The sequence below is a fragment of the Actinopolymorpha rutila genome, from assembly GCF_013407855.1.
GTDB lineage: Bacteria > Actinomycetota > Actinomycetes > Propionibacteriales > Actinopolymorphaceae > Actinopolymorpha > Actinopolymorpha rutila.
The window spans coordinates 2484859-2497218 of the sequence record NZ_JACBZH010000001.1 but is presented as its reverse complement, the minus strand read 5'-3'; the positions used below and the strand labels follow the sequence as shown (position 1 = coordinate 2497218).

At 73.4% G+C, this 12360-nt stretch carries 11 protein-coding genes; 6 read left to right on the top strand and 5 right to left on the bottom strand.

Features of this window, described 5'->3' with window-relative positions; translation table 11 throughout:
• Positions 1 to 56 precede the first annotated feature (56 nt).
• A complete protein-coding gene (locus F4554_RS11165; protein WP_238341270.1) occupies positions 57 to 1325 on the bottom strand; it encodes an alpha-L-fucosidase in 1269 nt (422 codons plus the stop codon).
• Between the two features lie 190 nt (positions 1326 to 1515).
• Positions 1516 to 2295, bottom strand: a complete 780-nt coding sequence (locus F4554_RS11160; protein ID WP_238341269.1) for an SIR2 family NAD-dependent protein deacylase — start codon at positions 2293 to 2295, stop codon at positions 1516 to 1518.
• A 187-nt stretch (positions 2296 to 2482) separates the two neighbouring features.
• On the opposite strand from F4554_RS11160, the gene F4554_RS11155 reads away from it, so the two are divergent.
• Positions 2483 to 3241 carry an SDR family oxidoreductase gene (locus F4554_RS11155; protein WP_179787315.1) on the top strand — a complete coding sequence of 253 codons (759 nt, stop codon included), beginning with the start codon at positions 2483 to 2485 and terminating at the stop codon, positions 3239 to 3241.
• Positions 3242 to 3278: 37 nt separating this feature from the next.
• On the opposite strand, the gene F4554_RS11150 is transcribed toward F4554_RS11155, so the two are convergent.
• The 3 genes from F4554_RS11150 to F4554_RS11140 form a co-directional block, all read right to left on the bottom strand.
• Positions 3279 to 5162 carry an ABC transporter ATP-binding protein gene (locus tag F4554_RS11150; RefSeq protein ID WP_179791445.1) on the bottom strand — a complete coding sequence of 628 codons (1884 nt, stop codon included), beginning with the start codon at positions 5160 to 5162 and terminating at the stop codon, positions 3279 to 3281.
• A 215-nt stretch (positions 5163 to 5377) separates the two neighbouring features.
• Positions 5378 to 5596: a helix-turn-helix domain-containing protein gene (locus tag F4554_RS11145; RefSeq protein ID WP_092655998.1), complete on the bottom strand. Its 219-nt coding sequence runs from the start codon at positions 5594 to 5596 to the stop codon at positions 5378 to 5380.
• Between the two features lie 236 nt (positions 5597 to 5832).
• Positions 5833 to 7440: an ATP-binding cassette domain-containing protein gene (locus tag F4554_RS11140; RefSeq protein WP_179787314.1), complete on the bottom strand. Its 1608-nt coding sequence runs from the start codon at positions 7438 to 7440 to the stop codon at positions 5833 to 5835.
• A gap of 297 nt (positions 7441 to 7737) precedes the next feature.
• Between F4554_RS11140 and F4554_RS11135 the strand changes: the two genes are divergently transcribed.
• The 5 genes from F4554_RS11135 to F4554_RS11115 are packed head-to-tail and all read left to right on the top strand — an operon-like array spanning position 7738 to position 12329.
• Positions 7738 to 8430 (top strand): biotin transporter BioY, encoded by a 693-nt coding sequence (locus tag F4554_RS11135; RefSeq protein ID WP_179787313.1) that lies wholly within the window; start codon positions 7738 to 7740, stop codon positions 8428 to 8430.
• A gap of 11 nt (positions 8431 to 8441) precedes the next feature.
• Entirely contained in the window at positions 8442 to 9734 is a 1293-nt protein-coding gene (locus tag F4554_RS11130; RefSeq protein WP_179787312.1) for a class I adenylate-forming enzyme family protein, read from the top strand.
• Positions 9731 to 10978, top strand: a complete 1248-nt coding sequence (locus tag F4554_RS11125) for a thiolase family protein (protein WP_337795970.1) — start codon at positions 9731 to 9733, stop codon at positions 10976 to 10978. The genes F4554_RS11130 and F4554_RS11125 overlap by 4 nt, the downstream gene beginning before the upstream one ends.
• A complete protein-coding gene (locus tag F4554_RS11120; RefSeq protein ID WP_179787311.1) occupies positions 10975 to 11649 on the top strand; it encodes an ATP-binding cassette domain-containing protein in 675 nt (224 codons plus the stop codon). Before F4554_RS11125 ends, F4554_RS11120 begins: the two co-directional genes overlap by 4 nt.
• Positions 11646 to 12329, top strand: coding sequence for an energy-coupling factor transporter transmembrane protein EcfT (locus F4554_RS11115; RefSeq protein WP_179787310.1), 684 nt, complete (start codon positions 11646 to 11648; stop codon positions 12327 to 12329). The genes F4554_RS11120 and F4554_RS11115 overlap by 4 nt, the downstream gene beginning before the upstream one ends.
• The last annotated feature ends 31 nt before the right edge of the window (positions 12330 to 12360 follow it).

Sequence of the window (12360 nt, the reverse complement as noted above, 5' to 3'; positions counted from 1 at the left end):
CCAGTATGCCGAGCCCTGCCGATCGGCTCCAGCGGGTTTTGGGCAACTTCCGCCGGTCAGGTCGCCGGCGCGTCGACCTTCTGCGCGGAGATGTCCGGCTGCTCCTCCAGGACCGGCGCCCGGGTCGCTCCGGTCCGGTGCGCGGTGACTCCGGCCAGAGCCGCACCCGCTCCCGTGAGCCGGAGCTCCAGCCGGTCGGCGGTCACCTCGTCGAAGGCGTGGATCCGGCGTACTCCGATGGTGCCGCCGGCAGCTACCACCTCGCCGTCGACGAGCACCTCGTGTCCGGTGACGTGCTGTCCGGACGCGAGGTCCTCGCCGAGAACCACGTGGTCGAACGGCGTCCGCGCGCCGAGGTCGACCCGGACCACCGTCGTCCCCGCGTCGGTGGGCGTCCCCGGACCGGTCGCCGGGTCCGGCTCGGCGGTCAGCACGCCCGGCCGACCCGACCCGAACCGGCGCCGCAGCTCCGCACCGAACTCGGCCAGCCGGGCGCGGTCGTGGTCGTCCAGCAGCCCGCGGCGGTCCGGCGGGACGTTCAGCAGCAGGCCGGCGCCGAGCCCCACCGAGCGGTGGTGGATCGCCAGCAGGTGTTCCAGGCTCTTCAGCGTCGCCAGGTCGTCGGTCTGCCAGAACCAGTGCCGCCGGATCGGTACGTCGCACTCCGGCGGCAGGTAGCGGCCCTCGCCGAGCCACGCCCGGTCACCGCCCTCGCTGCCGGTGTCGCCGTCGACCGCGGAGACGACGTAGTCGCACGGGTCGGCGGCCAGGCCGTCCTCGTTGCCGACCCAGCGGATCGTGGGGCGGCCCATGTTGAACGCCATCGCGTCCGGCTGGTGCTCGTCGACCACGTCCATGATCCGGCCCCAGTCGTAGACCCGGCCCTCGGAGCCGGCGCCGTCGAACCACACCTCGAACAGTGGGCCGTACCTCGTGCAGAGCTCGGTCAGCTGGCGGACGTAGAAGTCGTCGTAGGCGGCCGGGTCGGCATAGCAGGCGGCGTTGCGGTCCCACGGTGAGAGGTAGAGCCCGAGGCCGAGCCCCGCGTCGCGGCACGCCTGGGCGAGCTCCTCGACGACGTCACCGCGCCCGCCCCGCCACGGCGAGGACCGGACGGAGTAGTCGGTGGTGTCGGTCGGCCACAGGCAGAAGCCGTCGTGGTGCTTGGCGGTGAGCACGACGTAACGCATGCCGGCGTCGGCCGCGGTGTCCACCCACTGCCGCGCGTCGAGGTCGGTCGGTGCGAACCCCGAAGCCGGCAGCGTGCCGTCGCTCCACTCCTTGTCGAAGAAGGTGTTGATGCCGAAGTGGCAGAACATCCCCATCCCTGCGTGCTGCCACACAAGCTGCGCGGGCCTCGGGCGTCGGCTCGAGGACACGGCGTGCGTCATGGGGGCTCCCAGGGGGTCCGGCTCCGGGGTCTCTTCTGCTGCATCTGTTCAGGCGCGTCGAACCCTAGGGCATGCCTCCGACAGGCTGGTTCCAGGACGTCCCAGGACTTCCTCAGTACGTCTTTCAGGGCATCCCGGTAGCGGTCGCCTCGTCGGCGAGCCGGGGCAGCACCTCGCCGATGGGAGTACGCAGGACCGCCGAGGCCACCTCGTCGTACGGCGTGGGCTGGGCGTTGACCACGACCAGCCGGGCACCCGCCCGCAACGCGACGTCGCACAGGCCGGCCGCCGGATGGACCTGCAGCGACGTACCGATCGCGAGCAGCAGGTCACAGGCGCGCGCCACCTCCTGCGCGGCCAGCAGCACCGCGCGGTCCAGCGCCTCTCCGAACGAGATGGTGGCCGACTTCTGGATGCCGCCGCAGCGCAGGCACCGCGGGTCCGCTTCGCCGGCCTCGACCCGGGCGAGGACGTCGCGCATCGGCGTACGAAGTCCGCAGTCCACGCAGGTGACCCACCAGATCGTGCCGTGGATCTCGATCACCCGCCGCGATCCCGCGCGCTGGTGCAGGCCGTCGATGTTCTGCGTGACGACCGCGGTCACGAGGTCCGCGTCCTCCAGCCGGGCCAGCGCCTCGTGGGCGGAGTTGGGACGCGCCGACCAGGCCGGGTGGTCGAGTCGCCGTCGCCAGGCCTCGGCGCGTACTTCCGGATCGGCGAGGTAGTCCTGCAGGGTGGACAGGCGCTCGGCTTTCGGGTCGCGGGTCCACACGCCGTTCGGGCCGCGGAAGTCCGGGATGCCGGAGTCGGTGGAGATCCCGGCGCCGGTGAGGACGGTGACCGCGCCGGCCGTACGCAGCCACGCGCCCACGGAGCGGTCTTCGCCGGACATCCCGCCAGACATGCCACCGACCGTACGCGAGAACACCGACGTTTCGGCGACCGGCCGCAGCGGACCCTCCCCCGCCGCCGCCCCGAAGCGCACCCGGCGTGACGGACCCCGGCCCAATGCTCCGGGATCAGCACACTGGTCGGACCACCCAGCGTGTCAGTGCGCATGGCGTGACCGTCATGAGGAAAGATGAGGCATCGTGGATCTTGGCGTACGGGACCGAGTGTTCCTCCTCAGTGGTGCGAGTCGTGGACTGGGCCGGGCAGCGGCGGAGGTGCTGGTCGCGGAGGGTGCCTACGTGGTGATCTCCGCGCGCAGCGAGGAGGGCGTGCAGCGCGCGGCCGCGAGCCTGGGCACCGCGCGTGCCGTCGGCGTCGCGGCCGACAACGCTGAACCCGCCTCGGCCGAACGCCTCGTCGCCACCGCGATGGCCAAGTGGGGACGTCTCGACGGCGCGCTCATCAGCGTCGGCGGCCCCGCACCCGGCACCGCGATGGACGCCGGGGACGAGCAGTGGCGGTCGGCGTTCGAGTCGGTGTTCCTCGGTGGCCTGCGGCTGGCCCGCTCGGTCGCCACGGCCTGCCGCGACGGCGGCTCGATCGCGTTCGTCCTGTCGAGTTCGGTGCGTTCGCCGATCCCGGGGCTGGCGATCTCCAACGGCCTGCGCCCCGGGCTCGCCGGGCTGGCCAAGACCCTCGCCGACGAGCTCGGGCCGGCAGGCGTCCGCGTCAACGCCCTGCTGCCGGGCAGCTTCGACACCGAGCGCACCCGCGAGATCGCCGACCAGAGCCCGGACCCGGAGGCCTACCGCCGCCGGCGGGAGGCGGAGATCCCGCTGCGGCGGTACGGCGCGGCGCTGGAGTTCGGCCGGGTGGCGGCGTTCGTGCTGGCCCCGGTGGCGTCGTACATGACCGGCACGACTGTATCCGTCGACGGCGGCGCCACCCGCGCGATCTGAGAAGCGCTCCGCCGGCAGCTGCCGACGGTCGCCCGCGCTACAGCGTTCCCTGCGCCTCCGCCTGAGGACGGAACTGGGTTCGGTAGAGCTCGGCGTAGAGCCCACCGGCGGCCAGCAGCTCTTCGTGCGTGCCGCGCTCGGCGATCCGGCCCTCGTCCAGCACGACGATGAGGTCGGCGTCGCGTACCGTCGACAGCCGGTGCGCGATCACCAGCGACGTCCGGCCGGCCAGCGCTGTCGCCAGTGCCTTCTGCACCGCGGCCTCCGACTCCGAGTCCAGGTGCGCCGTCGCCTCGTCCAGGACGACGATCCGGGGCGCCTTGAGCAACAGCCGGGCGATCGCCAGCCGCTGCTTCTCCCCGCCGGACAGGCGGTAGCCACGTTCGCCCACCACGGTGTCCAGCCCGTCGGCCAGTCCGCCGACGAGCGTCCAGATCTGCGCGGCCCGCAGTACCTCGACGAGCTCGTCGTCGGTGGCGTCCGGCTTTGCGTACAGCAGGTTGGCCCGGATGGTGTCGTGGAACATGTGCGGGTCCTGGGTGACCACGCCGATCGCGTCCCGCAGCGACTCCAGCGTGAGGTCGCGTACGTCGATCCCGCCCACGCGCAGCGCCCCCGCGGTGACGTCGTACATCCGGGTGACCAGGTGGGTCATCGTCGTCTTGCCCGCACCGGACTGCCCGACCAGCGCCACCAGCCGGCCGGCCTCCGCCCGCACCGACACCTCGTGCAGCACCTGGGTGGACGCGGTCTGGTCGAGGACGGCGACGGTCTCCAGCGACGCCAAGGACACGTCCGCGGCGCGTGGGTACTCGAAGCTCACCCGGTCGAACTCGACGCTCGCCGGCACGTCCGCCGGCAGCTCGCGGGCGCCGGGGAGGTTCTTCACCAGCGGCTCCAGGTCGAGCACCTCGAACACCCGCTCGAAGCTCACCAGCGCGGTCATGATGTCGACGTGGACGTTGGACAGTGCGGTGAGCGGGCCGTACAGCCGGGTGAGGTACGCCGTCAGCGCGACCAGCGTTCCGACACTCAGCGCACCGGCCACGGCCTGGACGCCGCCCCAGCCGTAGACCAGCGCCACCGACAGCGAGGCGACCAGCATCAGCGCGGTGAAGAACACCCGGCTGTACATCGCCTGGGTGACGCCGATGTCGCGCACCCGAGCGGCCCGCTGCCCGAACGCCTCGTCCTCCACCTCGTGCCGGCCGAACAGCTTCACCAGCAGGGCGCCGGACACGCCGAGCCGCTCGGTCAGCATCGCGTTCATCTGCGCGTTGAGGTCGTAGGACTCCCGGGTGATCGCCTGCAGCTTGCGGCCCAGCCAGCGCGCCGGCAGCAGGAACAGCGGCAGCATGACCAGGGAGACCAGGGTGATCTGCCAGGACAGCACGAACATCGCGCTCAGCGTGAACACCGCGGTGAGCAGGTTGCTCACGACGTTGGACAGCGTGGAGGTGAACGCCTGCTGCGCGCCGAGGACGTCGTTGTTGAGCCGGGACACCAGGGCGCCGGTCTGGGTACGGGTGAAGAACGCCAGCGGCATCCGCTGGATGTGCGCGAACACCCGCGAACGCATGTCGAAGATCAGGCCCTCGCCGATCCTGGAGCCGCAGTAGCGCTCGACCAGGCCCAGGGCGCCGGTCAGGATCGCGATGCCCGCGACCACCAGGGCCAGCCGGACCACCAGTCCGGAGTCCTTGCCGAGCACGCCCTCGTTGATGATCTCCCGGAAGATCAGCGGGGTGACCGCACCCGCGGCGGCGTCCACGGCCAGCAGCAGCGTCAGCGAGACGACGAACCCGGTGTAGGGCCGGGCGAACGACACGATCCGCCGGATCGTCCCGGGTGCAAGCCGCCGGCGGGCGGCCGACCGGTCCCGGGTGAAGGAACGCATGGTGCCCCAGCCACCACCGTGCATGCTCAAGGCGCGGTTTCCCTTCGTCGGCGACCGGTCCGCACAGGTGAACCCCCTGGCCGGAGAATGTCTTCCCGGCCAGGGGGTTCGTTCGTCAGGGCGTCATGATCTCGCAGCGACCGGCCCAGCTCCCTGGTGACCCCCGCGGTCCCAAGGCCGTGGCCTGCCTCCGTACGTGTGCTCCTCGCGTCTGACGGGGGGCGTACGGCGGCGCGGCTTCAGGCCCGCACCTTCTTGGCCCGGGTCGCTCCGCCCCTGCTGCGGAGCCGTACCCCGGACTCGCTCAGCAACCGGTGCACGAACCCGTAGGACCGGCCGGTCTCCTGGGCGATCGTACGGATGCTCTTTCCTCCGTCGTACTTTCGTCTCAGATCCGCGGCGAGCTTGTCCCGCTGTGGTCCGGTGACCCGAACGCCCTTCTTCAATGTCTCGACCACGCTTGCCTCCGCTGGCGAGTTGGCGGTTGCCCTGGGCTCACATGGCAGAGCCGCACGGCATTCGATCAACCCACCAATGCCCGATGATCGGCCGGACCATGCGCGTCGGCAAGACCTGATCGGCCCGATTACCGATTCGCAATCCGGCGGATGTCGTTCGAATCGTTGAAATCGGTACGGAAATCGGGCGTCTCGTCCCCCACGGAAGGCGCGGGGGGACGAGACGCAGCCCAGGCTCAGGCGAGCGAGACCAGGTCGGCGTAGTCGGCGTTCCACAGGTCCTCGACGCCGTCGGGGAGCAGCAGGACGCGTTCGGGTTCGAGCGCTGCCACCGCGCCCTCGTCGTGGGTGACGAGCACGATCGCACCCTTGTACGACCGGATCGCGCCCAGGATCTCCTCCCGCGACACCGGGTCGAGGTTGTTCGTCGGCTCGTCCAGCAGCAGGACGTTGGCGCTCGAACACACCAGCCTGGCCAGCGCCAGCCGGGTCTTCTCCCCACCGGAGAGCACCCCGGCCGGCTTGTCCACGTCGTCGCCGGAGAACAGGAACGAGCCGAGCACCTTGCGCGCCTCGGTGTCGGTGAGGTGGGGCGCCTCGGCCAGCATGTTCTCCCGGACGGTACGACTGGTGTCGAGCGTCTCGTGTTCCTGGGCGTAGTAGCCGAGCCGGAGGCCGTGGCCCGGCACCACCTCGCCGGTGTCGGACGGCTCGACCCCGGACAGGACCCGGAGCAGGGTCGTCTTCCCCGCGCCGTTCAGCCCGAGGACGACCACCCGGCTGCCCTTGTCCACGGCCAGGTCGACGTCGCTGAACACCTCCAGCGAGCCGTACGACTTCGACAGCTCGCGCGCTGTCAACGGCGTCTTGCCACAGGGAGCGGGCTCGGGCAGCCGGATCCTGGCCACCCGGTCGGCCTTGCGCTCGGCCTCCAGCCCGGAGACCATCCGCTCGGCCCGGCGGGCCATGTTCTTCGCCGCGGTCGCCTTCGTCGCCTTGGCCCGCATCTTGTCCGCCTGGGCCATCAGCGCGTTCGCCTTGCGTTCGGTGTTGGTGCGTTCGCGCCTGCGCCGCCGGTCGTCAGTCTCGCGCTGCTCGAGGTAGGTGCGCCAGCCGACGTTGTAGACGTCCAGCTCGGCGCGGTTGGCGTCCAGGTGAAAGACGCGGTTGACAGTCGCCTCGAGCAGGCCGACGTCGTGGCTGATCACCACCAGGCCGCCCTTGTACGACCGGAGGTACTCCCGCAGCCAGGTGACGGAGTCGGCGTCGAGGTGGTTGGTCGGCTCGTCGAGGAGCAGGGTGTCGGAGCCGGAGAACAGGATCCGGGCCAGCTCGATCCGGCGCCGCTGACCGCCGGAGAGGGTACGCAGCGGCTGGGCCAGAACGCGTTCGGGAAGGCCCAGGCTCGCGGTGACCTGGGCCGCCTCGGACTCGGCGGCGTACCCGCCGCGGGCGAGGAACTCCTCCTCGGCCCGGGCGTACTTCCGCATCGCGCGGTCGGTGCCACCGCCGCTGCCGGCGCCGACGCCGGCCATCTCCAGCTCGGCGCTGCGCAGCTGGTCGACCACCTGGTCCAGGCCGCGCGCGGACAGCACGCGGTCGCGGGCGGTGATGTCGAGGTCTCCGGTACGGGGGTCCTGCGGGAGGTAGCCGACCGTGCCGGACCGGGTGACGGTGCCGGCGGCCGGTTGGCCCTCGCCGGCGAGGATCCGGGTGAGGGTGGTCTTGCCGGCGCCGTTACGGCCGACCAGGCCCACCCGGTCGCCGGCGGCGACGCGGAAGGAGAGGCCGGCGAGGAGAAGACGCGCGCCGGCGCGGAGTTCGAGATTGCTGACGGTGATCACGAGAGAACACTCCGGAGTCGAACGGACACAGGGGGCACGTGGGCAACGGAGTGTCCAGTCACGCAATCCGGATGAGCATGCCCGCCAGTGTAGAGGGCGGTCCCGGGTGCCCGCGACCCGGTTACGGGCCCCCGCTCGGGGTCACGGCTCCGGGCCACGGCCGCGGGGTCCGTTGTGGGGTCACACCAACCGGCACGGCCTGACCTTGGTGGTGCGGGCAGGTCGGACTCGCGGGCGGGCCGCATACCCTCGATGCGGCCCCGAGCCGGGCCCGACCGAACCACGAGGAGTTTCACCATGGCAGCACCGGCACCCGTCCGCCGGCTACCGACCCGTGACCTGGCGCTGATCGCGCTGTTCGCGGCCATGATCGCGGCGCTCGGGCTGCCGGGGTCGATCACGCTGTTCGGCAGCGCCGTACCGATCACCGCGCAGTCGCTCGGGCCGATGCTGGCCGGGTCGATCCTCGGTGCGCGCCGCGGTCTGCTGGCCACGCTGACGTTCTGCGCGCTCGTCCTCGCCGGGCTGCCGCTGCTGGCCGGCGGCCGGGGCGGTCTCGGCGTGCTGGCCGGCGCGTCGGCGGGCTACTTCGTCGGTTTCCCGCTGGGCGCCTGGGTGACCGGATGGCTGACCGAGCACCTGCTCCCCCGCTACCGGGCGTACAACCTGCCTGCCGGGCTGGTCGCCAACGTCGTCGGCGGGATCGTGGTGGTGTACGCCGTCGGCATCCCGGTGCAGGCGTGGCGGTCGGGCACGACCGGGCTGGTCGCCACGCTGGTCGCGGCGGCGGTGTTCCTGCCCGGCGACCTGATCAAGGCGGTGCTCGCGACGCTGGTCGCCCGCGGTGTCCACGCGGGCTACCCGACGCTCGGTACGGCAGAGGCGGAGCGCGGCATGGACGGCATGGACGGCACGGACGACCCCGCGGACGAGACCGCCGATCCCGCGGGCGAGAAGCCGACCGGGTCCGGGCGCCGAGCCCGGCGATAACGTTCGCCTCGATGCCCATCTCCCGCGACGTACGCCGCCGGGCGGCCGCCGAGCCGGACCGGTCGGCGCTGGTCGGTGCGTCCGGGACGGTCAGCTACGGCGAACTGGCGGCTCGCGCCGAACGCCGGGCGGAGGCGCTGGCCGCCGCCGGGGTCGCCGCCGGGCACGCGGTCCTCTGCGCCGAGCCGGACCCGGCCGACCTGCTGGCCGGCGTACTCGCGGCCGACCTCCTGGAGGCGGCCGCCGTGGTCGCCGACGCGGACTGGCCGGACGCCGTACGCAAGCCGGCCACGGACGCCGCCCGCGCGCTGGTGGACCGGCACGGCAGTGCCGTGAGCCTGGTGGTGTTCACCTCCGGCAGCACCGGCACTCCCCGGCCGGTGGCGCGTACCCGCCGGTCGTGGACCTTCAGCTTCCCGACGTTCTCCGCGCTCACCGGCGTCGGTGCGCACGACACGGTACTGGTGCCCGGCCGGCTGTCCGGAAGCCTGTTCCTGTACGGCGCCCTGCACGCGCTGACCATGGGCGCCGCAGTGCACGCCCTGCCGTCGTGGTCGCCCGCCGACGCGGCCCGGGCCTGCGAAGCCTGCACCGCCGTGCACCTGGTGCCGAGCATGCTCACCGAACTCCTGGACCGGCTCGACCCGGCCGGCCGGTTGCGCACCGTCGTGTGCGGGGGCGCCCACCTCGACCCCGGCGTACGCGCGGCGGCCGCGGCTGCGGAAGTGGAGGTCGTCGACTACTACGGCGCGGCCGAGCTCTCCTTCGTCGCCATCCGCAGGCCGGGCCTGCCACCGGACAGGTTGCGGCCATTCCCCGAGGTGGAGGTCGACGTCCGCGACGGCGTGATCTGGGCCCGCGGCCCCTACCTCGCGCTCGGGCTGGACCGCGACTCCGACGGGTTCGCCACGGTCGGCGACCACGGCGTACGCCACGACGACGGAACACTGTCGGTGCACGGCCGCGGCGACGCGGCGATCACCACCGGTGGTGCGACCGTCGTGGCCGAGGCGGTCGAGCACGTGCTGCGGCAGGTGCCCGGCGTGGCCGAGGTGGCCTGCGTCGGCACGCCGCACGATCGGCTGGGCCAGGTCGTCGCCGCCGTCGTCGAGCCCCGGCCGGACCACGCGGCCACGCTCGCCGAGCTACGAGCGGCCGCGGCGGCAGGCCTGCCGGCCACGGACCGGCCACGGCTCTGGTACGCCGTGGACCGGCTCCCCCGTACCCCCGGCGGCAAGGTGGCGCGGGCCGAGGTCGGCGCCAGCCTGCGCGACGGAACGCTCGGCGCCCGGGTGCTGTCGTGAACCCGCTCGCCGGCTGCGCCCCGGTCCTGGTGGCCGCCCGGCGCACGCCGCTGGCCACCGCCGGCCGCGGGCTCGCCCAGTTGTCCGCCGACGAACTCGCCGCACCGGTGCTGCGGGCGCTGCTGGCCGACCTCGGGATCCGCGCCGAGCCGGACCCTGCGCGGGACGCCGAGCCGAGCGCCGAGCAGAGCACCGAGCAGAGCAGCCGGGTCGCCGACGTGATCCTCGGCAACACGATGGGCCCCGGCGGCAACGTCGCCCGGGTGGCAGCGCTGCGTGCCGGGCTCGGCCCGGGCGTGCCCGGCCTGACGGTCGACCGCCAGTGCGGCAGCGGCCTGGAGGCGGTGACGCTGGCGGCCGGTCAGGTGCGTGCGGGCCTGGGCGACCTGTACCTCGCAGGCGGGGTGGAGAGCGCGTCCACGGCGCCGGTGCGGGCGTGGCGGCCGGACACCCCGGGCAAAGCACCACGCCCGTACGACCGAGCACCGTTCGCTCCCCCGCCGTACGCCGACCCGGACATGGGCGCGGCCGCCGACCTGGTGGCCCGCGAAGCCGGGGTGGGGCGGGAACGCCAGGACGCCTACGCCGCGCGCAGCCACGCCCGGGCGGTCGCGGCCGCGGCGGCCGGGCGGTTCGCCGCCGAGATTGTCCCGCTGGCCGGGTGCGACCGCGACGACCGTCCCCGGGCCGGGCTGGACGTGACCCGGCTGGCCCGGCTGCGGCCGGCGTTCGTTCCGATCGGCGAGGGCGGGACCGTCACGGCCGGCAACTCCTGCGGCGTCAACGACGGGGCGGCCGCGGTGGCGGTCGTCTCCGAACGCGTGCGCGCTGCCCACGGTTGGCCCGGACTGCGGCTGGTCGACTGGGTGTGCACCGGCACCGATCCCGGCCGGCCCGGTCTGGGACCGGTGTCCGCCGTACGCGCGCTGCTGGACCGGCAGGGGCTCAAGCTCGGCGACATCGGCGCGATCGAGTTCGTGGAGGCGTTCGCCGGGCAGGTGCTCGCCTGCGCCGACGCCCTCGACCTGGACCCGGAGCGGATCTGCCCCGACGGCGGCGCGCTGGCGCTCGGCCATCCGTGGGGTGCGAGCGGCGCGGTGGTCCTGGTGCGGTTGTTCTCGCGGATGGTGCGGGCCGACGGTCCCGACCTCGGGCTGGCCGCGGTCGCCGTCGGCGGCGGGATGGGCCTCGCGGCGCTGGTGGCCAAGGTGCCCGCCGGCACGCCCACCGGGGGCCGGCCGTGATCGAGCTTCGCGGCGTCTCCCACCGGTACGGCTCGCGGACCGTGCTGTCCGGGCTCGACCTCGAACTGTCCGAGCGGCGCATCGGCGTGGTCGGCGCCAACGGCTCGGGCAAGTCGACGTTCGCGCGGCTGCTCAACGGCCTGGTGCTGCCGAGCCGCGGGCAGGTGCTGGTGGACGGCTACGACACGCGGACGGCAGGCCGCGAGGTCCGCCGCCGGGTCGGGTTCGTGTTCACCGACCCGGACGCCCAGGTGGTGATGCCCACGGTGGCCGAGGACGTCGCGTTCGGGCTGCGCCGGTCGGGGTTGTCCCGGGCGCAGATCGCCGAGCGGGTGGAGGCGGCGCTTTCGGCGTACGGACTCACGGAGTACGCCGACCACCCGGCCCACCTGCTCTCCGGCGGGCAGACCCAGCTGCTTGCGCTGGCCGGCGTCCTGGTCACCGAGCCCGGCACGCTGGTCTGCGACGAGCCGACCACGCTGCTCGACCTGCGCAACGCGCGGATGGTCACCGAGTTGCTGGCCTCGCTCCCCCAGCGGGTCGTCCTGGTCACCCACCACCTGCAGCTGCTGGCCGGGTTCGACCGGGTGCTGGTGCTGCACGAGGGCCGGGTGGCCGCCGACACCGACCCGGACACCGCGGTCGCGGCGTACGAGGAGCTGCTGGCGTGAGCGCGTCCTCGGCCGCGGGCGCCTCGGCGTCCGGGCTCGGGCTGTACCAGCCGGGCGGCTCGCTGCTGCACCGCGCGCCCGCCGGCGCGAAACTCGCCGGCCTGGCGGTGGCCGCGGTAGGCGTACTCCGGATCACCACCGTGCCCAACCTCGCGCTGGCGTTCGCGGTGACGTTGCTGGCCGCCGGGCTCGCCCGAATCCCCTGGCGGGTCGGCCTCGCCCAGCTGCGGCCGGTGCTGTGGTTCGCGCTGCCGCTGCTGGCGTTCCAGTGGGTGACCGCCGGGCCGCATCGGGCGGTGCTGGTCGTCGGGCAGCTGCTGCTGATGGTCACGCTGGCCGCGCTGGTCACCCTGACCACCCGGGTGTCGGCGATGCTGGACGCGTTCGAGGCGTGCCTGCGGCCGCTGCGGCGGGTGGGAGTGAGCCCGGCCCGGGTGGCGCTGGTGCTCGCGCTGACGGTGCGTTGCGTACCCCTGGTCGCCCAGACCTTCGCCGAGACCCGGGAGGCGCAGCGGGCGCGCGGCCTGGAACGCAACCCGGCGGCGCTGGTCGTCCCGCTGGTCATCCGGTTGCTCAAGCGGGCCGACGCGATCGGTGAGGCACTGGCCGCCCGCGGTGTCGACGACGACCCCGACCACCCCGACGACCCCGACGACACAGCCGACCGGCCGCGCCGATGACGCCCTCCCGTTGTCAGCAGGGCAGGCAGGC